At 71.7% G+C, this 22,653-nt stretch carries 25 protein-coding genes and 1 pseudogene; 20 read left to right on the plus strand and 6 right to left on the minus strand.

What is annotated here, in order from left to right:
• Positions 1 to 72: 72 nt before the first annotated feature.
• The 4 genes from AB0M11_RS35140 to AB0M11_RS35155 form a co-directional block, all read right to left on the minus strand.
• The gene (locus AB0M11_RS35140) at positions 73 to 318 is read right to left on the minus strand and encodes a hypothetical protein (protein WP_365712210.1); all 246 of its coding nucleotides are present in this window, start codon (positions 316 to 318) and stop codon (positions 73 to 75) included.
• The gene (locus tag AB0M11_RS35145; RefSeq protein WP_365712211.1) at positions 315 to 1,187 is read right to left on the minus strand and encodes an isocitrate lyase/PEP mutase family protein; all 873 of its coding nucleotides are present in this window, start codon (positions 1,185 to 1,187) and stop codon (positions 315 to 317) included. The genes AB0M11_RS35140 and AB0M11_RS35145 overlap by 4 nt, the downstream gene beginning before the upstream one ends.
• Positions 1,188 to 1,346: 159 nt before the next feature.
• Positions 1,347 to 1,997: a ThuA domain-containing protein gene (locus tag AB0M11_RS35150; RefSeq protein WP_365712212.1), complete on the minus strand. Its 651-nt coding sequence runs from the start codon at positions 1,995 to 1,997 to the stop codon at positions 1,347 to 1,349.
• Positions 1,998 to 2,027: 30 nt separating this feature from the next.
• Positions 2,028 to 2,573 carry a membrane lipoprotein gene (locus tag AB0M11_RS35155; protein WP_365712213.1) on the minus strand — a complete coding sequence of 182 codons (546 nt, stop codon included), beginning with the start codon at positions 2,571 to 2,573 and terminating at the stop codon, positions 2,028 to 2,030.
• Between the two features lie 145 nt (positions 2,574 to 2,718).
• Here AB0M11_RS35155 and AB0M11_RS35160 point away from each other — a divergent pair, with 145 nt between their 5' ends.
• Positions 2,719 to 3,117 (plus strand): VOC family protein, encoded by a 399-nt coding sequence (locus AB0M11_RS35160; protein ID WP_365712214.1) that lies wholly within the window; start codon positions 2,719 to 2,721, stop codon positions 3,115 to 3,117.
• Here AB0M11_RS35160 and AB0M11_RS35165 read toward each other — a convergent pair.
• Positions 3,103 to 3,771: a helix-turn-helix transcriptional regulator gene (locus AB0M11_RS35165; RefSeq protein WP_365712215.1), complete on the minus strand. Its 669-nt coding sequence runs from the start codon at positions 3,769 to 3,771 to the stop codon at positions 3,103 to 3,105. The two genes, AB0M11_RS35160 and AB0M11_RS35165, sit on opposite strands and share 15 nt — an antisense overlap.
• A gap of 191 nt (positions 3,772 to 3,962) precedes the next feature.
• Between AB0M11_RS35165 and AB0M11_RS35170 the strand changes: the two are divergent.
• The 4 genes and pseudogenes from AB0M11_RS35170 to AB0M11_RS35185 form a co-directional block, all read left to right on the plus strand.
• Positions 3,963 to 4,316: pseudogene (locus AB0M11_RS35170) on the plus strand (DUF4158 domain-containing protein); the annotation flags it as partial.
• Positions 4,277 to 4,903 (plus strand): Tn3 family transposase, encoded by a 627-nt coding sequence (locus tag AB0M11_RS35175; protein ID WP_365712235.1) that lies wholly within the window; start codon positions 4,277 to 4,279, stop codon positions 4,901 to 4,903. The pseudogene AB0M11_RS35170 and the gene AB0M11_RS35175, both read left to right, overlap by 40 nt.
• Positions 4,900 to 5,487: a sigma-70 family RNA polymerase sigma factor gene (locus AB0M11_RS35180; protein WP_365712216.1), complete on the plus strand. Its 588-nt coding sequence runs from the start codon at positions 4,900 to 4,902 to the stop codon at positions 5,485 to 5,487. Before AB0M11_RS35175 ends, AB0M11_RS35180 begins: the two co-directional genes overlap by 4 nt.
• Positions 5,484 to 6,092 carry a hypothetical protein gene (locus AB0M11_RS35185; protein WP_365712217.1) on the plus strand — a complete coding sequence of 203 codons (609 nt, stop codon included), beginning with the start codon at positions 5,484 to 5,486 and terminating at the stop codon, positions 6,090 to 6,092. The genes AB0M11_RS35180 and AB0M11_RS35185 overlap by 4 nt, the downstream gene beginning before the upstream one ends.
• Positions 6,093 to 6,309: 217 nt before the next feature.
• Here the strand turns inward: AB0M11_RS35185 and AB0M11_RS35190 are convergent, their stop codons facing one another.
• Entirely contained in the window at positions 6,310 to 7,455 is a 1,146-nt protein-coding gene (locus AB0M11_RS35190; RefSeq protein WP_365712218.1) for a YihY/virulence factor BrkB family protein, read from the minus strand.
• Between the two features lie 127 nt (positions 7,456 to 7,582).
• Between AB0M11_RS35190 and AB0M11_RS35195 the strand changes: the two genes are divergently transcribed.
• The 15 genes from AB0M11_RS35195 to AB0M11_RS35265 all read left to right on the plus strand — a co-directional run bounded on the left by AB0M11_RS35195 (position 7,583) and on the right by AB0M11_RS35265 (position 22,576).
• Positions 7,583 to 9,220 carry an acyl-CoA dehydrogenase family protein gene (locus AB0M11_RS35195; RefSeq protein WP_365712219.1) on the plus strand — a complete coding sequence of 546 codons (1,638 nt, stop codon included), beginning with the start codon at positions 7,583 to 7,585 and terminating at the stop codon, positions 9,218 to 9,220.
• 414 nt (positions 9,221 to 9,634) lie between these two features.
• Complete coding sequence (locus AB0M11_RS35200; RefSeq protein WP_365712220.1) at positions 9,635 to 10,912, plus strand: GAF domain-containing protein; 1,278 nt, start codon at positions 9,635 to 9,637, stop codon at positions 10,910 to 10,912.
• Between the two features lie 186 nt (positions 10,913 to 11,098).
• Positions 11,099 to 12,433 (plus strand): hypothetical protein, encoded by a 1,335-nt coding sequence (locus AB0M11_RS35205; protein WP_365712221.1) that lies wholly within the window; start codon positions 11,099 to 11,101, stop codon positions 12,431 to 12,433.
• 43 nt (positions 12,434 to 12,476) lie between these two features.
• Positions 12,477 to 13,055, plus strand: a complete 579-nt coding sequence (locus AB0M11_RS35210; protein ID WP_365712222.1) for a GNAT family N-acetyltransferase — start codon at positions 12,477 to 12,479, stop codon at positions 13,053 to 13,055.
• A 104-nt stretch (positions 13,056 to 13,159) separates the two neighbouring features.
• Positions 13,160 to 13,243, plus strand: coding sequence for a putative leader peptide (locus AB0M11_RS35215; protein WP_309500612.1), 84 nt, complete (start codon positions 13,160 to 13,162; stop codon positions 13,241 to 13,243).
• A 132-nt stretch (positions 13,244 to 13,375) separates the two neighbouring features.
• Positions 13,376 to 15,073 (plus strand): nitrite/sulfite reductase, encoded by a 1,698-nt coding sequence (locus tag AB0M11_RS35220; protein WP_365712223.1) that lies wholly within the window; start codon positions 13,376 to 13,378, stop codon positions 15,071 to 15,073.
• Positions 15,070 to 15,249, plus strand: a complete 180-nt coding sequence (locus tag AB0M11_RS35225; protein WP_365712224.1) for a hypothetical protein — start codon at positions 15,070 to 15,072, stop codon at positions 15,247 to 15,249. The genes AB0M11_RS35220 and AB0M11_RS35225 overlap by 4 nt, the downstream gene beginning before the upstream one ends.
• Positions 15,246 to 15,956 carry a phosphoadenylyl-sulfate reductase gene (locus tag AB0M11_RS35230; RefSeq protein ID WP_365712225.1) on the plus strand — a complete coding sequence of 237 codons (711 nt, stop codon included), beginning with the start codon at positions 15,246 to 15,248 and terminating at the stop codon, positions 15,954 to 15,956. The genes AB0M11_RS35225 and AB0M11_RS35230 overlap by 4 nt, the downstream gene beginning before the upstream one ends.
• Positions 15,953 to 16,528 carry an adenylyl-sulfate kinase gene (cysC, locus tag AB0M11_RS35235; RefSeq protein WP_365712226.1) on the plus strand — a complete coding sequence of 192 codons (576 nt, stop codon included), beginning with the start codon at positions 15,953 to 15,955 and terminating at the stop codon, positions 16,526 to 16,528. Before AB0M11_RS35230 ends, cysC begins: the two co-directional genes overlap by 4 nt.
• Positions 16,525 to 17,463, plus strand: a complete 939-nt coding sequence (gene cysD, locus AB0M11_RS35240; protein WP_365712227.1) for a sulfate adenylyltransferase subunit CysD — start codon at positions 16,525 to 16,527, stop codon at positions 17,461 to 17,463. Before cysC ends, cysD begins: the two co-directional genes overlap by 4 nt.
• A gap of 2 nt (positions 17,464 to 17,465) precedes the next feature.
• Positions 17,466 to 18,803 carry a GTP-binding protein gene (locus AB0M11_RS35245; protein ID WP_365712228.1) on the plus strand — a complete coding sequence of 446 codons (1,338 nt, stop codon included), beginning with the start codon at positions 17,466 to 17,468 and terminating at the stop codon, positions 18,801 to 18,803.
• Between the two features lie 231 nt (positions 18,804 to 19,034).
• Positions 19,035 to 20,144, plus strand: a complete 1,110-nt coding sequence (locus tag AB0M11_RS35250) for an aliphatic sulfonate ABC transporter substrate-binding protein (RefSeq protein WP_365712229.1) — start codon at positions 19,035 to 19,037, stop codon at positions 20,142 to 20,144.
• 35 nt (positions 20,145 to 20,179) lie between these two features.
• Entirely contained in the window at positions 20,180 to 20,965 is a 786-nt protein-coding gene (locus tag AB0M11_RS35255; protein WP_365712230.1) for an ABC transporter ATP-binding protein, read from the plus strand.
• Positions 20,952 to 21,830: an ABC transporter permease gene (locus AB0M11_RS35260; RefSeq protein ID WP_365712231.1), complete on the plus strand. Its 879-nt coding sequence runs from the start codon at positions 20,952 to 20,954 to the stop codon at positions 21,828 to 21,830. The genes AB0M11_RS35255 and AB0M11_RS35260 overlap by 14 nt, the downstream gene beginning before the upstream one ends.
• A 5-nt stretch (positions 21,831 to 21,835) precedes the next feature.
• A complete protein-coding gene (locus AB0M11_RS35265) occupies positions 21,836 to 22,576 on the plus strand; it encodes a sirohydrochlorin chelatase (RefSeq protein WP_365712232.1) in 741 nt (246 codons plus the stop codon).
• The last annotated feature ends 77 nt before the right edge of the window (positions 22,577 to 22,653 follow it).

Consider the following 22,653-nt stretch of genomic DNA (forward strand, 5'->3'; position numbering starts at 1 on the left):
GCGCCCCGCCCGGGGCGCGGCGCACCGCGCGGCCCGCCCGGAGGCCCGCGCGGTGCCCCACCGGCCGGTCCCTCAGTCGTCGTCGTCCTGGGTCGGCTCTCCGAGCAGGGCCTGGATCGCGTGCACGGCGCTGCCGTCGTGGTCGCTGCCGGCCGTGCCTCTCCCGGTCTGGATGTTGGCCGTGCGGTCCACCTCCAGGATGGAGTCGGCGTTCGAGTTGTCGAGCACGGTGATCAGGCTGCCGCCCGCGTGTGCGGGGGCCGCGGCAGCGCCGAGCAGCGCCGCCGTGAGGGCCGCCGCGGTGCGCAACCGCGTCACACGCCCACACCCTCGGGCTCGGGCTGGTCGAGCCGTTCCCGGGCGATGTTGCGCTCCAGCAGGGTGGTGGACGCCTTGACGCCGACACCGCCGGCCGCGTCGACCGAGGGCAGCCGGCCGTCCGCGGCCTTCAGCTCGCTCAGCGCCGAGTCCATCGCCTCGTGCGCGGCGAACAGGCAGGGCGTGGAGTAGATCGCGACGTCGACCCCGAGGTCGTCCAGCTCGCTGAGGGAGAGCCGGGGCGACTTGCCGCCGGCGATCTGGTTGAAGAGCAGCGGTTTGTCGCCGACGACCTTGCGGATGCGGCGGATCCAGTCCTCGCTGCGCACCCCGTCGACGAGGATCACGTCGGCGTCGGTGGCGGCGAGCCGCTCCGCGCGGTGCAGGATGTCGTGCTCGTCGGTGGCGTCCGTGCGGGCCACGACGACCAGGTCCTGACGGGTCTGCAGGACCTTGTCCAGCTTGTCCAGGTACTCCTCCAGAGGCAGCACCTGCTTGCCGTCGGCGTGTCCGCAGCGGCGCGGCCGCTTCTGGTCCTCCAGGATCACCCCGGAGGCACCGATCCGCTCCAGGCCCTCCACGACGTGGCAGGCGACCTCGGGGTCGACGTAGCCGTCGTCGATGTCGACGAGGAGATGGTGGTGCGGGAACGCGCCCCGCAGCCGCTGGACGAAGGCGACCATGTCGGGCCAGGCGATGAACCCGATGTCCGGCAGCCCGTAGTACGAAGCGGCGAAGCCGAAGCCCGATACGAACATCCCGTCGTAGTGTTTGGCCGCGATCGACGCCGAGTACATGTCATACACGCCGATCAGCGGGGTGGTCCCCGGCCCGGCGATCTGCTCGCGCAGCTTCTTCCCGTAAGTCAAGGTCCGGCTCCTCTGTGGGTGGGTGGCGCGGTGGCACGGACGGCCGCCGCGTCTCTACAGCCCTTTGCCAAGACAAGAGCATCTCTAGATACGCACGTGACTATCTCCGTGCGCGACCTTTACTCACTCCGATGGCGGATCGGTTTCACCGGAGAAACGTCACTGGCCGAGCCGTGCGGCCCAGGCGAGTCCCCCGCGGACATGGGCCAGGAAGGCCGGATCCCGGTAGGCCTCCCGGGCGTGGCCGAGGGCCGTGTAGAACACCCGTCCGGCCCCCTGCTCCCGGCACCAGGCCAGCGGGTGGTCATCCCCCATCCCGCCTCCGTCGTACGACGTCTCGTCGGCGCGCAGCAGCACGCGCACCCGGCCGCGCGGGTTGTCGCGGAAGTCGTACCACTCGTCGGTGACGTCCCACACGGCGGGCAGGTGCCGGGTCGCGGGGTGGTCGTGGTCCTCGACGAGCACCCGGCCCGGCTGGTACTCGGGGTGACGGTCGAAGCGGGCGCCGAGGAGCTCGCCGTAGTACGGCCAGTCGTACTCCGTGCAGGACGCCGCGTGCACGCCGGCGAAGCCTCCGCCCGCCGCCACGTAGGCGGCGAGCCGCGCCCGCCCGGCCGGCGTCAGGATCTCGCCGCTGGTGGAGAGGAAGACGACGGCCGCGTATCCGTCCAGGGGCCGATCGAGGGCGGCCGGGTCCTCGGTGACGTCCACGTCGAACCCGGCGAACTCCCCCACGGCGGCCACGGCGTCGGGGATCGAGTCGTGCCGGTAGCCGGCGGTGCGGGTGTGGACGAGCAGTCGAAGGGCCATGCCCGCATGATCGCCCACCCCGGGCCCGGCTCAAAGGCCCGGTGTGGGCACGCTGTTGTCGGGCGGGCCGCCGTCGCCGTTGGTAGGCAGGTCACCGCGCTGCACCGGCTGGTCGTCGGTGAAGGCCGGGTCGGGGGTCGGCAGCAGGGCGTCGAGTTCGGCGGCGGTGGGGCGGTGGACGGCGCGCAGCGCCTTGCCCAGCACCGCGCCGGAGACCCCGCCCTCGCCCTCCAGCCACACCACGCAGTCCTTCTCCGACACCTCGTACTTGTGCTGCCCCGCGTAGCGCAGGTGGTCGGTGTAGAGGTGGATGACGGCACCGGTGCGGTCCGCGTACGCGGCGGAGAAACCGTCGTCGCCCTGTACACCGACGGACTGCTGGGCCAGGGTGAAGCCCGGCGCTTCGGTGACGTAGACCAGCTTCGGGTCCATGCCCAACGCCGCCGCCTTGGAGGCCAGTTCGGCCGGATCGGCGGGAGCTCCGGATGCGCCGGGGCCCGCCTTCTCGGTTCCGCACCCGGTGAGCAGGGCGGCGGCGAGCAGCAGGGTCGGCAGGACGCGCACGGCACGGATCATGCGCCCATCGTGCCGCACAGGTGTTCCACAGGGGAGCGGTTTTCTCGGCGCCCCGAGAAGCCGGTGCTCCACCGCTCACCGGGAGCCCCGGCCGGGTGTCCGATTCCTTCAAGACCGGCGTCCGGCCGCCGCCTACGGTGACGGCATGACTCCACGATGCGCCGTGCTCGGTCTCGTCACCTCCGACCTGGCCGCCTCCCTCGCCTTCTACCGCCGCCTGGGCCTCACCTTCCCGCCGGGCGCCGAGGAACAGCCGCACGTCGAGGCCGAGCTGCCCGGCGGGCTCGTCCTCGCCCTGGACACGGAGGAGACGATCCGTTCCTTCCACCCGGCCTGGCGCCCGCCGTCCGACGGCGGCCGGGTCTCCCTCGCCTTCCGCTGCGACTCCCCCGCCGAGGTCGACGCGCTCTACGACGACCTGGTCGGCGCCGGTCACCACGGCGAGCTCAAGCCGTGGGACGCGTTCTGGGGCCAGCGGTACGCCACGGTGCACGACCCCGACGGCAATGGCGTCGATCTGTTCGCGCCGCTACCCGCCGAGTAGCCCGGTCAGCGGCAGCCCCGCCAGCTCCCGTACGTCCCGGGCGAGATGGGGCTGATCCGCGTAGCCGGCCCGGACCGCCGTCTCGGCGAGCGGAACCCCGCACCGGGCGAGCGCGAGCGCCCGCTGCATCCGCAGCACCCGGGCGAGCGTCTTGGGGCCGTAGCCGAAGGCGGCCCGGCTACGGCGCTGCAACTGGCGTGCCCCGAGACCGAGTTCCCCGGCGGCGGCCGCCACGGACCACCCGGCGTCCAGGACGTCGACCAGCCGTCGCAGCGAGGGGTCCGGAGGCAGACCCCTTTCCAGGGCGATCTCCTCCAGCGCGGCGGCCGGGTCGGCCGCACCCGCGATCCGGTCCCGCAGCCGCCGCACGTCCCCCGCCGGCCACAGGTCGCTCAGCTCGACCCGCTGATCGAGCAGCTCGTACGCCGGGACGCCGAGCAGGGCGGGCGCGGTGCCGGGACAGAGACGCAGGCCCACCCACGCGCCTACGCCGCCCCCGGTGACGTACGCGCGCGTGTCGGGCCCGGCGACCAGCAGCCGCCCGTCGTGCCAGAGCAGATCCATGCACCCGTCGGGCAGCACCCGCCCGTCCCCGACAGGGGTGTTCACCCACACGACCGCACCGGGAAGCCGAGACGCCCGCTCCTTGTACACGGACGCCAGCGTAGTCGCGCCCCTTCAGGTGGGCGGAGGAGATACGCGTGATCGCCGCCGCTTCATGACAGAGCGCGACGATCGAATACGGTCAGTGTGTATACGCTCCGTGATCTGGCCCTGGCCCCGCTACCGGGATCGTCGCTGTCCATGGTGACCGCTGTCAGTCGGTCGGGCGTGGGCCGGTTGGTGTGGCGTCGCTGGAGCGGACGGCGTATCCGAGGTTCAAGAGGCTGATCTCGGAACGGGAGTTGCGGGAGTTCTTCACCCCGTCGGTGGAGGAGGTGGCGTGGGCCCGTGAGCGGACGCATGACCGCCCGGGGCGGGTCCTGGCGCTGCTGGTGATGCTGAGGTCCGCGGCACGGCTGGGCCGTGTCCCCAAGATCGGGGAGATACCCGAGGTGGTCGTGGCTCACGTGTGCGATCAGGCGGGGCTCGCTGTGGGGACGGTGCCGGAGACGGACTCCGAGCGGAGCGAGGAGCGCTACCGTTCCGCCGTACGTGACTGCTTGGAGCTGAGGCACAGGCCGGGCGAGGCCCGCGTGGTTGCGGAGGCGGCGATGCGGGGGGCGGCGCCGCCGTCCGGGCGATCGTCGTGCTCCGCCATCTGTCGGACCCACAGCTGCGGGAGGAGATCACCAGGGCAACGTACAAGGCCGAGGCATACAACGGGTACACGAAGTGGCTGCACTTCGGCGGAGATGGCTACCTGCGCTCCCGCGATCCCGAACTCCAGCAGAAGGCCGTCAAGTTCCTCGACCTGATGGCCAACAGCATCATCTTCTCCACCACCGCCGACATGACCGACACCCTGAGCCAGACGGCCGCCCAAGGCCGGGAGGTGAACCCCGACGACATCGCCGCGCTCAGCCGGCACCGCAGGGACAACGTGCTGCGCTTCGGCGACTACGACACCGCCACCCTCCACATCCCGCCCGGCCCGTACGACAGCGCGCTTCGCCTTCCTGCGGGTGGTTTCCGACAGTGGGGCGGCCGAGATCGGCGGCCAACCGGAATACGCGCCTGCCGAGACGGCCCGGACCTGAATCCGTCAGAGGCTGTAAGAGATCCGGCCCGGCCGTACATCTCCCGGCTGACGGCCGTTGACGGACGGAACATGGAGGTGCTGTGAGACGACGACGAACAACCGCCAGGGAGTACGGGGACCCGGCCGGACACCGGGCCCTGGAGGCTCTCTATACGGCTCATGCTGATCGGGTCCTGGCGTATCTGCTGCACCGTACGGACCGGGAGACAGCACAGGACATCCTCTCGGAAACCTTCGTACTGGCCTGGCGCAAGTCCGGGTCCGTACCCGACGATGCCCTGCCGTGGCTGCTCGCCTCGGCCCGGCGGCTGCTCGCCAACCGCGTGCGGTCCGATCAGCGGCACCGCGCACTGACCGAGCGCCTGGCGGTGATGGCCGACCGGACAGGGGCTGCGGAGATCGGGGACGCGATAGGAACGCGTGCCGAGGTGGCCGCCGCGCTGTCGGCGCTTTCTGAACAGGACCGGGAAGTACTCGTGCTGAGTGCCTGGTACGGCCTGACGGCCAAACAGGCGGCCGTGGTCGTGGGCTGCACGGCCACTGCCTTCGCTGTGCGCCTGCACCGGGCGCGCAAACGGTTCAGGGCAGCGCTGCCCCGTGCAGGCCATGCACAGCCGATCCATGGCGCTCTTGCCCAGCCCCACTTCACCCAACGGGAGTCAGCATGAAGCAGACCGTCACCCAGCACGGCCAGGCGCCCGACCTCGCCGCCATCCGCGCCCTGCGCCCCGACGGCACCGAAGGCTGGGCAGCGTCCGCAGACGGCCAGGCCGTCCTGCGGGAGATCCTGCGCCGCACCGAGCTGCCGCGTGCCACGGCCGGTTCCGGCAGACGCCGGAACCTGTTCATGGTGGGTACGGTCACGGCCGTCCTCCTCGGGGCCGCCACAACGGCTGCCGTAGCCACATTCGGGCCATGGGGCGAGGACGGGCGCAATGTCATGTGCGCCCGCACCCTGTCGCCCGAGGCGGACCTGAGCCAGCTGCCACTCAAAGCCATGAAGGATTTCGATCCGCAGGACGCGGCGCGTTCCTGCGCGGCGTCCTGGGACCGGATGTGGAACCAGGCGGCGCAGGACACAGTGCCACAGACCCCCAGGCCAACCCGGTTCGCGGCCTGCTATTTCCCCAACGCGCAGCCCGACAGCGGCGAGTCCTCCGCCACCGACGGCCATGCGAAACTCGGCGGGCCGGTGATCTACCCGGCGGACGGCTACCCCACGAAAAAGGCGGCCTGCGCGTCCATCGGTTCCAGGCCCGTGGCCGGCGGTTGAGGCGGACTGGGGTCGGCCAGGTCCAGTCTGTCTGAAACCGGCGGAGATGACAGTGGGCAAGAGAAGTCCTCTTCTCGGTCATCACTCTGCGTATTCACAAGCCGAGGGATGTGCCCCAACAACAGGTCTCGGCTGGCGGAGGAACTGCGCGACCAGCCACGACGAACGCGCGCCCCGCCGTCGTCGCGAACCCCCGCCCCGAACCCGGCGTCGGCCCTCAGGCCTCCGGCTTCCGCGGCGGCGGATGGCTGCTCTTCACGTGCGCGCGCAACCGCGCCGTGACGTCCTCCGGCGGCAGGAACCGGGACCACCGCTCCGGGAACTCCGACGGCATGTCGGGGTCGTCGGGATCGCCGGGATCGGCCTCCCGCGCCGCGGCCGCGCGAGCCACGTACTCGGCGACCTGGGCCTCCCGCAGCCGCTCGTTGGCGGCCCGCGCCGCGGCCGTCGCGGCGGCCGGCCAGACCCGGTCGATCGCGGCGTTCACGGCGGCGCCGACCAGCACGGCGAAGGCCGACACGCCGATCCACAGGAGCACGGCGACGGACGCGGCGAGCGAGCCGTAGATCGTCGCGCCCTCGATGGTGCTGGTCAGGTAGATGCGGAGCAGGAAGCTGCCGAGGACCCACATGGCCAGGGCGACCAGCGAGCCGGGCACGTCCTCGATCCACGGCGAGCGCACCGGCACGGAGACGTGGTACAGCGTGGTCAGGAAGACGATGGACAGGACGATCACCACGGGCCAGTACAGGACCTGGACGAGCGTCTCCGACCAGGGCACCACCCCGACCACCGCGTCGGGACCGGCCACCATCAGCGGCAGCGCGACCGAGCCGATCAGCAGCGCGGCGATGAAGAGCAGGAAGGAGACGATCCGGGTCTTCACGATGCCCCGGACGCCGTCCAGGCCGTACATGACGGTGATGGTGTCGATGAAGACGTTCACCGCTCGGGAGCCCGACCACAGGGCGAACAGGAAGCCGATGGAGATGACGTCCGGGCGGCCGCCCTTCATCACGTCGTTCAGGATCGGCTCGGCGATCTCCTTGACGCCTTTGTCGGACAGGACCGTGCGGGAGGCCTCCAGGAGGTTGGCCTCCAGGCTGGCGATGGTGTGGGCGCCGGTCCAGTCGTCGACGTAGCCGAGCAGTCCGATGAGCGAGAGCAGCAGCGGTGGCACGGACAGCAGGGTGAAGAAGGCGGCCTCGGCGGCGAGGCCGAGGATGCGGTACTCCATGCAGGAATTGACGGTGTCCTTGAGCAGCAGCCAGGCCGTCCTGCGCTTGGAGACGTTCCGGTAGAGGGCTCGGGCCCGGTGGAGGCGGCCGGAGGGCCGCTCGGGGGTATCGCTTGCTGGCTGCACGCCCTAACGGTATCCGCCGCCCGGGGCCGTCCTCACCTCATGGGGCACCGGCCGGGGCGGGCGCGCTGAGCGGGGCCGTCGTGTCAGGGTGGAGACCACCACCACCGCCCTGGGTAGGTTCACCTACATGGCAGGCAACACCACGCACACCGTGACCAACCAGCCGCCCCCACTGGCCGGGTACGACCTGTTCGGAGCCGACCGGGCGCTGGCCGAGGCCGTCGAGCGGCACACCGGCCCGGAGCTGCTCGACGAGGTGCGCGCCGAGCTGTCGGGGATCGGCACCTCGGCCGGCTCGGCGCAGGTCCAGGAGTGGGCGGCACAGGCGAACGAGTACCCGCCGAGGCTGCGCACCCATGACCGCTACGGCCACCGGATCGACGAGGTGGAGTTCCATCCCGCCTGGCACCGGCTCCTCGGCAAGGGCGTCGGCGCGGGCCTGACCACCGGCTGGGCGCGGCCGTCCGGGCACGTCCGGCGCGCCGCCGCGTTCCTGGTCTGGACCCAGGTCGAGGCCGGCACCTGCTGTCCGCTGTCCATGACCAACGCGGCGGTGCCCGTGCTGCGCGCCGAGCCGGAGCTGGCCGCCGCCTGGGAGCCGCTGCTGACCTCGATGATCTACGACCGTGAGCTGCGGCCCGCCGCGCGGAAGGCCGGCGCCCTCTTCGGCATGGGCATGACGGAGAAGCAGGGCGGCAGCGACGTACGGGCGAACGCGACCTCAGCCGTGCCGCTCGCCGAGGCCGGGACGTACTCCCTCACCGGCCACAAGTGGTTCTGCTCGGCACCGATGTCGGACGGTTTCCTGGTGCTGGCCCAGGCGCCGGCCGGGCTCACCTGTTTCCTCGTCCCCCGGGTCCTGGCGGACGGCACCCGCAACGTCTTCCTGCTCCAGCGACTCAAGGACAAACTCGGCAACCGGTCGAACGCGTCCGCCGAGGTGGAGTTCGACGGGACCTGGGCGCGGCGGGTGGGCGAGGAGGGGCGCGGGGTCCGGACCATCATCGAGATGGTCGCCGCGACCCGGCTCGACTGCGTGCTGGGCTCCGCGGGCCTGATGCGGCAGGCGGTGGTGCAGGCCGTGCACCACGCCACGCACCGCGAGGCGTTCGGCGGGCCGCTGGCCGACAAGCCGCTGATGCGCAACGTGCTGGCCGACCTGGCGGTCGAGTCGGAGGCCGCGACCACCCTCGCGCTGCGGCTGGCCGCCGCCTGTGACGACGGCAGCGAGTCCGAACGGGCGCTGCTGCGGCTGGCGTTGCCGGCCGCCAAGTACTGGGTGACCAAGCGCTGCGCGCCGCTGGTCGTGGAGGCCGCGGAGTGCCTGGGCGGCAACGGCTACGTGGAGGAGTCCGGTCTGCCCCGGCTGGTCCGCGAGTCCCCGCTCAACTCCGTCTGGGAGGGCGCCGGCAACATCCAGGCCCTGGACGTGCTCCGCGCGCTGCACCGCGAACCCGGCGCGCTGGACGCCTACCTCCAGGAGATCGGCCGCGCCCACGGCGCCGACCACCGCCTGGACCGCGCGGTCAAGGACCTCTTCTCCCAACTGGCCGACCTGGAGGGCATGGAGGGTCGCGCGAGGCGCCTGGTGGAACGGCTTGCGACGGTCCTCCAGGGTTCCCTGCTGGTCCGCTTCGCCCCACCGGAGGTGGCGGACGCCTTCTGCGCATCGAGGCTCGGCAATGACTGGGGCTCCACTTTCGGCACCCTGCCGAGCGGCCTTGACCTCACGGCGGTGGTGGACCGGGCCCGGGTGACTGTCTGACCGACGGGACATGCCCTGCCTGAAGGGGCGCGAGGAACTGCGCGAGCACCCCCCACCACCGTCAGCCGCCGACGAACCGGGCAGCCCGCCCCCTGCCGCGCACGGTCAAGGCGCCGCAGGCTGCGGCGGGGGTGGTGCTGCGCCGACACGGCACCACCCCCGCCTCGGCGGCCCGAGACGGGCCGCTGACGCCACGGCGTCGGCTCAAGTTTCGGCCACCCTCCGCCCGTCCACCAGGGTTGCAAGGGGTTGCAACATCTCGGTGACTGTGTGCGGACCGTGTGCCTCCGGCGCCGTGAAACGGCAGTATGAGACGCGCAGTCGGACCGGAAACCGCCGCCCGGACGGCTTGACAGCGACTCAGCGATGCCTTTTCGAGGCGTATCCGGGAGGACCTCAGTGGGGAACCCGCCGATGGACGTGGCGCGACTCGTCGTGAAGGACGCGGCGCAGGCGGCGCGGGTGCTGAACGAGGTGCGCGAGGCCAGACTCGCCGGACAGCGTGGGCGGCTCGCGCCCCGGCCGGTGATCGAGCAGTCCTGGGGACGGATGCTGCGCAGCGGTGTCGACCCCGACCACGGCTTGCGCTCGGGGCTGCTGTCCGCCGACGAAGTCCGCCGCAGACGCGAGGAGTCACCGCTGAAGGACGTGCTGCCGGTCCTGCGTGAGGGGCTGCTTTCGGTCGCGGACGCCGCGCAGCACATCATGGTGGTGGCCGATGCCGACGGCCGGGTGCTGTGGCGGGAAGGGTCCTCGCCGGTGCTGCGCAAGGCGGACGGGGTCGGCTTCGAACTCGGCGCGGACTGGCGCGAAGACGTCGTCGGCACCAACGGGGTCGGCACCGCGGTGGTGGAGCGCAGGCCGGTGCAGGTGTTCGCCGCCGAGCACTTCGTCCGCGCGCACGTCTCCTGGACGTGTGCCGGCGCCCCGATCACGGATCCCCGGGACGGCAGCCTGCTCGGGGTGGTGGACGTCAGCGGCCCGCTGGAGACGATGCATCCGGCCACCCTGGCCTGGGTGAGCTCGGTGGCGAGGCTCGCCGAGGCCCGGCTGCGTCAGACGCACCTGGAGGCGCTGGAGCGGCTGCGGGCGGTGGCGGCTCCGGTGCTGGCCAGGCTCGGCGGGCGGGCGCTGGTGGTGGACGCCGACGGCTGGACCGCCGCGGTCACCGGCATGCCGTATCCACGGCGGCTCGCGCTGCCCAAGTCGCTCTCCCCGGGCCGCAGGTGGCTGCCCGCGCTCGGGCTGTGCGCGGTGGAGCCGCTGGCCGGGGGCTGGCTGCTGCGGGCGGTGGACGAGCCGGCGCCGGCGGGCGGGGGCCGGCTCGTGCTCGACCTGGCCAGGCCCCGCCGCCCCTCGGTGACGGTCGGCGTCGGCGCCGGTTCCTGGTCCCGTGAACTCAGTCCCCGGCACGCCGAGTTGCTGTACCTGCTGGCGGTGCGGCGAGGCGGGCGCAGCGCGGCCGGGCTGGCCGAGGACGTCTTCGGGGACGCCTCGCGGACGGTGACCGTACGCGCCGAGATGTCCCGGATCCGGCGGTACCTCGGGGCCCTTCTGGAACACCGGCCGTACCGCTTCCGCGGGGACGCCGAGATCGAGGTGCTGCTCCCCGACGACCCGAGCGACCTGCTGCCGTACTCGACCGCCCCGGCCGTGGCCGCGGGCCGGGCAGCGGGCACCCGGCCCGGCTGAACGCCCCGTTCCACCGGACGTATTTACCGCATCCAGGGCATCCGAGGAGGTATCTTCCGCGGATTTGCGCGGTCTTCGAGGTACGGCGACTCCGGCTGCCGTAGCATCCGAGGTACGGGCCTCCCCACCTGCTCCTTGGTCAACGCTCGGACCATGAGGCGCAGTTGGCCCGCCTCGGGAGGACACATGAAGCATCGCGGCAGACACCGGCGGCGCAGACGGGGTGCGGCGCTGCGCGCGGCCCTGGCCGGGACCGCGCTGGCGCTCACCGCGACGGCCACGATCGTCAGTGCCTCGCAGGCCACGGTCGCCGCGGATCCCGGCGCGCTCAAGCCACTGACCTCCACCGCCGACACCGCCCGGCTGCAGCTCCAGGAACACCTCGTGGCGCGCCGCTCGCTGGACCGGCTCGCCTCGGCGATGGGCGGCACGGTCGGCGTGGCCGACGTCCTGGCCGAGGCCGACCACACCCTGCGCCGGGCGGCCGACTGCGACTCCGGCGACCGGGAATCGCTGCCGGTCACCCCGGCCGCCGCCGAGGCGTACTGCTGGGACCCCACCGACACGCTCACCGACGACTGGCAGCCGGCCTCGGTGACCACCTCCTCCGACGCGGACGACGACGGCCTGTGGGGCGCCAACCGGGTCGTCCTGGCCGGCTGGACGCACAGCACCTCCACCGGCCCCGCCGCCTCCCGGGGCCTGGCCAGGGTCGCGGTGATCAACGACAACGACCCCGCCCACCCCTCCTACGCCTGGGTCCTGCTGACCGTGCCCAGCGCCGACGGCAGCACCTACCGGGGTCTGACCTCGCAGGTCTCCGGCCTCGCCTGGTACGAGGACAAGCTCCTGGTCACCACCGTCCAGGGCAGCGCCGAGGCGCTCTACGTCTACGACCTCAACCGCATCCAGCGCACCTCGGTGCTGAGCGAGGCGATCGGCCGGGTGCGCGGCGGCTGGTCGGCCGACGGCTTCCGGTACGTCATGCCGGCCGTGGGCTCCTACCGCTTCACCGACGGGGCCTGCTCCCGGACCGGCGCGCCCTGTCCCGGCGCGCTCTCGGTGGACCGGGGGACGGCCCCGGACAGCCTGGTCCTGGGCGAGTGGACGCCCGCCGGCGGTGATCGGCACGCCCGGCTGTGGCGGTACGCGTTCGACGAGAACCCACGGCGTGGCGGACTGCTGGCCACGGACACCTTCGGCCGGGCCGACGCGGTCGAGGCCTACCGGACCGGGGCCTCGGAGATCCGGGGTGTCCTGTCGTACCGGCCGCCGGGCGCGACGGGCTCCGAGTGGTACGTGGGGCACCTGCCCGGCGCGATGGACGGGCACGGCAGCCTGTGGCGCCAGGACTCCAGGGGCGCGCGGGCGGCCGACTGCGGCTCGGACGCCTCGCACCGCTGCTGGTCCGAGGGCACCGGCTCGCTCTCCTACGCCCCGGACACGGGCGAGGTGTGGTCGGTCACGGACCGCATGCTGTTCTCGGTGCCGTTGCGCTCGATCGACGCGTCGCTCGGCTAGCGGCTGTCGACATGTCCGGGGCCGGGATGATTGCCTGGCCCGCATGAGCAGCATCGCCGTGACCACCTGGTCCCTGGAGCAGACCTCCCCGGACGACCTCCGCCCCGCCGCCGCCCCGGACGGGTACCCGGTCCGCGTCGTCCGCGCCGAGGTCCCCTCCCCCGAGTTCAGCCGCTTCCTGTACGCCTCGGTCGGCGGTGACATCCGCTGGACCGACCGGCTGGGCTGGAGCCACGCACGCTGGCAGCAGTACCTGGCGCGGCCCGGCGTGGAGACCTGGGTCGCATACGACCGGGGCACCCCGGCGGGCTACGTCGAGTTCGACCCGCAGGACGACGGGGTCGTGGAGATCGCCTACTTCGGTCTGCTCCCGGCGTTCCGGGGCCGCCGCATCGGCGGTCACCTGCTGTCGTACGGCGCCGCCCGCGCCTGGGACCTGGCGGAGCGGTGGGCCGAACGGCCGCCGACGAAGCGGGTGTGGCTGCACACGTGCAGTCTGGACGGTGAGCACGCGATGGCCAACTACCAGCGGCGGGGGTTCCGGCTGTTCGACACCAAGGTGGCGGAGCAGCCGGACGTCCCGGCGCCCGGACCGTGGCCCGGGGCGCGCACCACCGCGTGAAACGGGGCGTGACCCACCACACTCTGTCTCAGTATGCAGAATAGTTTGGTCCGTATCGCGGACGACGGTGGACTGCCCCGAGATCCGCGTGACACGCTTCCGTCATGTCTGGAACTGGAATCGCCTTGGTGAGTCGGCGGCACGTCGACCTCGGCCGCATGTCCAGCGCCATCTGTCCGGCGGGCTGAGAGCACAGCACCGCCGCGCCCTCCTGTCCCGGACCCTTTCCCTGCGCAGCGCCGCGCAGACATGCCCCATGCGCCCCTAAGCGCAGGTCAGAGCCTCCCTTCCGTCGCTGTCCCGAAGGACGTCATATCGCCATGGCCGCCACCCCACAGAACCCTGCCGCCTCCGCGCCCCGCCGCAAGGTGAGCCGTCACCGCGGCGAGGGGCAGTGGGCGATGGGGCACCACACCCCGCTCAACGGCAACGAGCAGTTCAAGAAGGACGACGACGGTCTCAATGTGCGGACACGCATTGAGACGATCTACTCCAAGCGCGGCTTCGACTCGATCGACCCAAACGACCTGCGCGGCCGGATGCGCTGGTGGGGCCTGTACACCCAGCGCAAGCCCGGCATCGACGGCGGCAAGACCGCCGTCCTGGAGCCGGAGGAGCTGGACGACAAGTACTTCATGCTGCGGGTGCGGATCGACGGCGGCCGGCTCAGCACCCGGCAGCTGCGGGTGATCGGCGAGATCTCGCAGGAGTTCGCACGGGGCAGCGCGGACATCACCGACCGGCAGAACATCCAGCTGCACTGGATCCGGATCGAGGACGTGCCCGAGATCTGGAACCGGCTCGAGGCGGTCGGACTCTCCACCACCGAGGCGTGCGGCGACTGTCCGCGTGTGGTGATCGGCTCGCCGGTCGCCGGCATCGCCGAGGACGAGATCATCGACGGCACCTGGGCCATCGACGAGATCCACGAGCGGTACATCGGCAGCAAGGAGTTCTCCAACCTGCCGCGCAAGTTCAAGACGGCGATCTCCGGCTCCCCGCTGCTCGACGTGGTGCACGAGATCAACGACGTGGCGTTCGTCGGCGTCGAGCACCCCGAGCACGGACCCGGCTTCGACCTGTGGGTCGGCGGCGGCCTGTCCACCAACCCGAAGATCGGGGTCCGGCTCGGCGCCTGGGTGCCGCTGGCGGAGGTGCCGGACGTCTGGGCCGGCGTCGTCGGCATCTTCCGGGACTACGGATACCGCCGGCTGCGCACCCGCGCCCGCCTGAAGTTCCTGGTCGCCGACTGGGGCCCGGAGAAGTTCCGCCAGGTGCTGGAGGACGAGTACCTCAAGCGCGCACTGGTCGACGGCCCCGCCCCCGGCGAACCGGTCCAGCGCTGGCGCGACCACGTCGGTGTGCACCGGCAGCGGGACGGCAACTTCTACGTCGGGTTCGCCCCGCGCGTGGGCCGCGTGGACGGCGCCACCCTGGCGAAGATCGCGGACCTCGCCGAGGCGCACGGCTCGGGCCGGGTGCGGACCACCGTCGAGCAGAAGATGATCATCCTCGACGTGGTGGAGGCGCAGGTCGAGTCGCTGGTCGAGGCCCTGGAGGCGCTGGACCTGACCGCCAAGCCGTCCCCGTTCCGGCGCGGCACCATGGCCTGCACCGGCATCGAGTACTGCAAGCTCGCCATCGTCGAGACCAAGCAGCGCGGCAGCTCGCTCATCGACGAGCTGGAGCGCCGGCTGCCCGAGTTCGACGAGCCGCTCACCATCAATCTCAACGGCTGCCCGAACGCCTGCGCCCGTATCCAGGTGGCGGACATCGGTCTCAAGGGCCAGCTGGTCCTGAACGACGCGGGCGAGCAGGTCGAGGGCTACCAGGTCCACCTGGGCGGAGCGCTCGGCCTGGAGGCCGGGTTCGGTCGCAAGGTCCGCGGTCTCAAGGTGACCGCGGAGGAGCTGCCGGACTACGTCGAGCGGGTGCTGCGGCGCTTCCAGGCGGAGCGCGAGGACGGCGAGCGGTTCGCCGCCTGGGCCGCCCGCGCCGGCGAGGAGGCCCTCTCATGAGCGAGCGTGCCGCTCCCTTCTACTGCCCCTACTGCGGTGACGAGGACCTGCGTCCGAATGACGAGGGTCACGGCGCCTGGGAATGCGCGGCCTGCAACCGCGCATTCCAGCTGAAGTTCCTCGGGCTGCTCGCCCGGGGGCTGAAGCAGTCCGAAGCCGGAGGGGAACAGTCATGACCACCGCTCAGGAAGAGCGCACGACCGCGGAGTTGAAGGCGCTGGCCGAACAGGCCGGCCGTGACCTCGAAGACGCCTCCGCCCTGGAGATCCTCCAGTGGGCGGTGGACACCTTCGGCAAGGGCTTCTGTGTGACCTCCTCGATGGAGGACGCGGTGGTGGCGCATCTCGCGTCCCGCGTCCGCAAGGGCGTGGACGTCGTCTTCCTCGACACCGGCTACCACTTCCCGGAGACCATCGGGACCCGGGACGCGGTCGAGGCCGTGATGGACGTCAACGTCATCACCCTGACCCCCCGTCAGACGGTCGCCGAGCAGGACGCCGAGTACGGGCCGAGGCTCCACGACCGGGACCCGGACCTGTGCTGCAGGCTCCGCAAGGTCCAGCCGCTGGAGCGGGGCCTGACGAACTACACGGCCTGGGCGACCGGGCTGCGCCGCGACGAGTCGCCCACCCGCGCGAACACCCCGGTCGTCGGCTGGGACGAGAAGCGGCAGAAGGTCAAGATCTCCCCGATCGCCCGCTGGACCCAGGACGACGTGGACGCCTACGTCGCCGAACACGGCGTGCTGACCAACCCCCTGCTGATGGACGGCTACACCTCCGTCGGCTGCGCCCCCTGCACCCGGCGGGTGCTGGAGGGCGAGGACGCGCGCGCCGGCCGCTGGGCCGGGCGGGCCAAGACCGAGTGCGGACTGCACGGATGACGACCACCGGGCCTTCGACGAACCAGGAGGACAACGTGACGACCGGAGCCACCGTCTGGCTCACGGGTCTGCCGAGTGCCGGCAAGACCACCATCGCGTACGAGCTGGCCGGCCGGCTGCGCGAGGAGGGCCACCTCGTCGAGGTGCTCGACGGCGACGAGATCCGCGAGTTCATCTCGGCGGGCCTCGGCTTCAGCCGCGAGGACCGGCACACCAACGTGCAGCGCATCGGCTTCGTCGCCGAGCTGCTGGCCCGCAACGGCGTCAAGGCGCTCGTCCCGGTGATCGCCCCTTACGCGGACAGCCGCGACGCGGTACGCAAGCGCCACGCGGAGAACGGCACCGCGTACGTCGAGGTGCATGTGGCGACCCCGGTCGAGGTGTGCTCCGTACGCGACGTGAAGGGTCTGTACGCCAAGCAGGCCGCGGGTGAGCTGACCGGGCTGACCGGTGTCGACGACCCGTACGAGGAGCCCGAGGCACCCGATCTGCGGATCGAGTCGCAGCACCAGAGCGTGCAGGAGTCCGCGGCGTCCGTGTACGCCCTGCTGAGCGGGAAGGGACTGGCATGACGACGACCGTGGCGGCTCACGGCGAGGGCACGGGCACCCCGTACGCGCTGTCGCACCTGGACGCGCTGGAGTCCGAGGCGGTGCACATCTTCCGCGAGGTGGCGGGCGAGTTCGAACGGCCGGTGATCCTCTTCTCCGGCGGCAAGGACTCCATCGTCATGCTCCACCTCGCCCTGAAGGCGTTCGCCCCGGCACCGGTCCCGTTCTCGCTGCTGCACGTGGACACCGGACACAACTTCCCCGAGGTCCTCGAATACCGCGACCGTGTGGTGGCCGCACATGGCCTGCGCCTCCATGTGGCCTCCGTCCAGGACTACATCGACCGCGGTGTGCTGCGCGAACGCCCCGACGGCACCCGCAACCCGCTCCAGACCCTCCCGCTCACCGAGAAGATCCAGAGCGAGCGGTTCGACGCGGTCTTCGGCGGCGGCCGCCGCGACGAGGAGAAGGCGCGAGCGAAGGAGCGGGTGTTCTCGCTGCGCGACGAGTTCTCCCAGTGGGACCCCCGCCGCCAGCGCCCCGAACTGTGGAACCTCTACAACGGCCGGCACGCCGCCGGTGAACACGTCCGGGTCTTCCCCCTGTCCAACTGGACCGAGCTGGACGTCTGGCAGTACATCGCCCGCGAGGGCATCGAGCTGCCGCAGATCTACTTCGCGCACGAGCGTGAGGTGTTCCAGCGGGCCGGGATGTGGCTGACGGCCGGCGAGTGGGGCGGCCCGAAGGCCGAGGAGACCGTGGAGAAGCGGCAGGTGCGCTACCGGACCGTCGGTGACATGTCCTGCACCGGCGCGGTGGACTCCGACGCCGACAGCATCGAGAAGGTCATCGCCGAGATCGCCGCCTCCCGGCTCACCGAGCGCGGCGCCACCCGGGCCGACGACAAGCTCTCCGAGGCCGCGATGGAAGACCGCAAGCGCGAGGGGTACTTCTAGCCATGACCACCAGCACCACGGAACTCGGCCTCGCCGAGACGACCCTGCTGCGGTTCGCGACCGCGGGCTCGGTCGACGACGGCAAGTCCACCCTGGTCGGGCGGCTGCTGCACGACTCCAAGTCGGTCCTCGCCGACCAGCTGGAGGCCGTCGAGCGCGCGTCCGCCTCCCGCGGCCAGGACGCCCCCGACCTGGCACTGCTCACCGACGGTCTGCGGGCCGAGCGGGAGCAGGGCATCACGATCGACGTGGCGTACCGTTACTTCGCCACGCCCCGGCGGCGGTTCATCCTCGCCGACACCCCCGGCCACGTGCAGTACACCCGCAACATGGTCACCGGCGCCTCCACCGCCGAACTGACCGTGATCCTGGTCGACGCCCGCAACGGCGTCGTCGAGCAGACCCGCCGGCATGCCGCGATCGCCGCCCTGCTGCGCGTCCCGCACGTCGTCCTCGCGGTCAACAAGATGGACCTGGTCGGCTACCAGGAGCCGATCTTCGCGGGGATCGCCGAGGAGTTCACGGCCTACGCGACCGAGCTGGGCGTCCCCGAGGTCACCGCGATCCCGATCTCGGCGCTCGTCGGCGACAACGTCGTGGAACCGTCCGCGAACATGGACTGGTACGGCGGCCCGACCGTCCTGGAGCACCTGGAGACCGTCCCGGTCAGCCACGACCTGGCGCACTGCCACGCCCGGCTGCCCGTGCAGTACGTGATCCGCCCGCAGACCGCCGAGCACCCGGACTACCGGGGCTACGCCGGGCAGATCGCGGCCGGCACCTTCCACGTCGGCGAGGCGGTCACCGTCCTGCCGTCCGGCCGCACCACGACGATCTCCGGCATCGACCTGCTCGGCAAGCCGGTCGACACCGCCTGGACCACGCAGTCGGTGACCCTGCTGCTCGCGGACGACATCGACGTCTCGCGCGGCGACCTGATCGTGCCGACGAAGGACGCCCCGGCGACCACCCAGGACGTCGAGGCGACCGTCTGCCACGTGGCCGACCAGCCGCTGACCGTCGGGCACCGGGTGCTGCTCAAGCACGGCACCCGCACGGTCAAGGCGGTCGTCAAGGACATCCCGTCCCGGCTCACCCTCGACGACCTGTCCCTGCACCCGCACCCGGGACAGCTCGTCGCCAACGACATCGGCCGGGTGAAGATCCGTACCGCCGAGCCGCTGCCGGTCGACTCCTACGCCGACTCGCGCCGCACCGGTTCGTTCATCCTGATCGACCCGGCCGACGGCACCACGCTCACCGCGGGCATGGTCGGCGAGTCGTTCGCCTCCCCCGAGCCGGTCAAGGACGAGACCGAAGACGACGGCTGGGACTTCTGACATGGCGATGACCGACGTCTACTCGACGTTCGCGAAGGAGGGCGGCCGCGTCGGCAGCGGCGCCCTCGGCAGCGGGCAGGGCGGGGTGGCGCGATGTGCGCGATGACGTACGCGCACTGCCTGCGCGCCCTGGCCCCCCACCCGCCGTCCCGGATGCGACGAAGACCTGCCGACCTCCCGGCCACGACCTGAGAGACCGTGACCGCCGGGCCAACGAGAGGAAAGCCTCCCGTGCCTGCCAACCGCTCCAAGATCTTTCGCCGCGGCATAGCCGCGCTCGCCGCACTCCCCCTGCTCACGCTCGCCGCCTGCGGGTACGGGTCGGACTCCGACAAGAGCGACACGACCAAGGTCGCCGCCGGGTCCAAGAAGATCGACGGCCTCGACACCGTCAAGATCGGCTACTTCGGCAACCTGACCCACGCGACCGCGCTGGTGGGCAACCAGAAGGGCTTCTTCCAGAAGGAGCTCGGCGCCACCAAGGCCGAGTACGCCGTCTTCAACGCGGGCCCCTCCGAGATCGAGGCGCTCAACTCGGGCTCCATCGACATCGGCTGGCTCGGCCCCTCCCCGGCGATCAACGGCTACACCAAGTCCGGCGGCACCGACCTGAAGATCATCGGCGGTTCGGCGTCCGGCGGCGTGAAGCTGGTCGTCAACCCGAAGAAGATCAAGACGCTGGCGGACGTCAAGGGCAAGAAGATCGCGACCCCGCAGCTGGGCAACACGCAGGACGTGGCGTTCCTCAACTGGATCGCCGACCAGGGCTGGAAGGTCGACGCGCAGAGCGGCAAGGGTGACGTCACGGTCGTCCGCACCGACAACAAGATCACCCCGGACGCCTACAAGGCGGGCTCCATCGACGGCGCCTGGGTGCCGGAGCCGACCGCGTCCAAGCTGGTCGCCGAGGGCGCGAAGGTACTGCTCGACGAGTCCTCGCTGTGGCCCGACAAGAAGTTCGTGATCACGAACATCGTCGTGTCGCAGAAGTTCCTCAAGGAGCACCCGAAGGTCGTCGAGGCGGTCCTCAAGGGCTCGGTCGAGACCAACAAGTGGATCAACGCCAACCCGGACGCGGCGAAGGCCTCGGCCAACAAGCAGCTGGCGGTCGACTCCGGCAAGGCGCTGCCCGACGCCGTCCTGAACTCGGCCTGGTCCTCGATCAAGTTCACCGACGACCCGCTGGCCTCCACCCTCAACACCGAGGCCCAGCACGCCGTCAAGGCCGGTCTGCTCACCGATCCGCTGCTCAAGAACATCTACGACCTGACGATCCTCAACAAGGTGCTGAAGGCCGACGGTCAGAGCCCCGTCAGCGCCGCGGGTCTCGGCAGCAGCTGACGCAGGTCCCGACGAGATCCCAGGAGGTGACGACCATGGCCACGACCACGACACTCGCCAAGGCCGACGAGTCGGTCGAGTACGCGGCACGCCTTGAGCATGTCTCGAAGTCCTTCGCGACTCCGGGCGGGCAGCAGCTCGTCCTGGACGACATCACCCTCGATGTCGCGCCGGGCGAGTTCGTCACCCTCCTGGGAGCCTCGGGCTGCGGCAAGTCCACGCTGCTGAACCTGGTGGCGGGGCTGGACCGCCCCACCGCGGGCTCCATCGCGACGGACGGGCGGCCCGCCCTGATGTTCCAGGAGCACGCCCTCTTCCCGTGGCTGACGGCGGGCAAGAACATCGAACTCGCCCTCAAGCTCAGGGGAGTTCCCAAGAACGACCGCCGGGACAAGGCCGAGCAGCTGCTCGAACTGGTCCGGCTGAAGGGCGCGTACGGCAAGCGCGTCCACGAGCTGTCCGGCGGTATGCGCCAGCGGGCCGCCCTGGCCCGCTCGCTCGCCCAGGAGAGCAGACTGCTGCTGATGGACGAGCCGTTCTCCGCGCTGGACGCCATCACCCGGGACGTGCTGCACGACGAGCTGACCCGGATCTGGCAGGAGACCGGCCTGTCCGTACTGTTCGTCACGCACAACGTCCGCGAGGCGGTGCGGCTCGCCCAGCGGGTGGTGCTGCTGTCGTCCCGGCCGGGCCGGGTCGCCCGCGAGTGGGAGGTCGGCATCCCGCAGCCGCGCCGCATCGAGGACGCGCCCGTCGCCGAACTGTCCCTCGAGATCACCGATGTCCTGCGTGGGGAGATCCGCCGCCATGGCCAGCACTGAGACGACGCCGGCCAAGGACGCCGGAAGCGTCGAGGCCGGACTCGACGCCCTGGAGACGACGGCCACCAGCCGCCCCACCCTCCGTCAGACCCTCACCGGCAAGATCCTGCCGCCGGTCATCGCGCTCGCCGTGGTCCTCGTGGTCTGGACACTGCTGGTCCCGGTCGTCGACGACCCCTCCAAGCTGCCCTCGCCGGCGGCCGTGGGCGACGCGTTCAAGGACGCCTGGCTCAAGGGCGACCTGCTCGGCTACATCTGGACCAGCGTCAGCCGCGGCCTGCTCGGCTTCCTCTTCGCGCTCGTCATCGGCACCCCGCTGGGGCTGCTGGTGGCGCGGGTGAGGTTCGTGCGCGCGGCGATCGGCCCGATCCTGTCCGGTCTGCAGTCGCTGCCGTCGGTGGCGTGGGTGCCGCCGGCCGTGATCTGGCTCGGCCTGAACAACTCGATGATGTACGCCGTGATCCTGCTCGGCGCGGTCCCCTCCATCGCCAACGGCCTGGTGTCCGGCGTCGACCAGGTGCCGCCGCTGTTCCTGCGGGCCGGACGCACCATGGGCGCGACCGGCGTCAAGGGCATCTGGCACGTCGTGCTGCCGGCCGCCATGCCCGGCTATGTGGCCGGTCTCAAGCAGGGCTGGGCCTTCTCCTGGCGCTCGCTGATGGCCGCGGAGATCATCGCGAGCTTCCCGGACCTCGGCGTGGGCCTCGGCCAGCTCCTGGAGAACGCACGCACCGCCAGCGACATGGCGATGGTGTTCGAGGCCATCATCCTGATCCTGTTCGTCGGCATCGCGATCGACCTGCTGATCTTCAGTCCGCTGGAGCGGTGGGTGCTGCGCAGCCGCGGCCTGCTGGTGAAGAGCTGAGGTCCATGCCTGCGAAGCCCGTTCTCCTCGTCATCGCCCACGGCAGCCGCGATCCGCGGCACGCCGCGACCGTCCACGCCCTGGTGCGCCGGGTACGGTCGCTGCGGCCCGGCCTGCGCGTGGAGACGGGCTTCCTGGACTTCACCATCCCGTCCGTGCACGGGGTGCTGGAGTCCCTGGCGGCGGAGGGCGTCCGCGACGTCGTGGCCCTGCCGTTGCTGCTGACCCGCGCCTTCCACGCGAAGGCGGACATCCCGGCGGTCCTGCGGGACGCGCCGCCCCGGCTGCGGATCCGGCAGGCGGAGGTGCTGGGCCCGTCGCCGCTGCTCCTGACGGCCCTGGAACGGCGGCTGTACGAGGCGGGGCTGGCCCCCGCCGACCGGTCCTCGACCGGGGTCGTGCTGGCCTCCGCGGGCTCCTCCGACCCGGAGGCGATCGCGGTGATCGCACGGCTCGCGCGGCAGTGGCGGGAGACCGGCTGGTGCGCCGTGCGGCCCGCGTTCGCCTCGGCGTCCCTGCCCCGCACCGAGGACGCGGTACGGGAGCTGCGGGAACTGGGCTGTGCCCGGGTGGCGGTGGCCCCTTACGTCCTCGCCCCCGGTTTCCTGCCCGACCGGATCGCCCGCGGAGCGGCGGACGCGGACGTGCTGGCCGAGGTGCTCGGCCCGGCGCCGGAGGTGGCGCGGGTGCTGCTGGAGCGGTACGACGCGGCACGCACTCCGGCCCTGGCGGCCCTGGGGGCCTGAGCGACGGGTTCGGCGTTCGCGGTCCGGCGCTCCCCTGGTATCCGTCGGACCGCGAACGGCCGGCCCACGGCGAGGCG

Source organism: Streptomyces sp. NPDC051987 (genome assembly GCF_040680735.1).
Classification (GTDB): domain Bacteria; phylum Actinomycetota; class Actinomycetes; order Streptomycetales; family Streptomycetaceae; genus Streptomyces.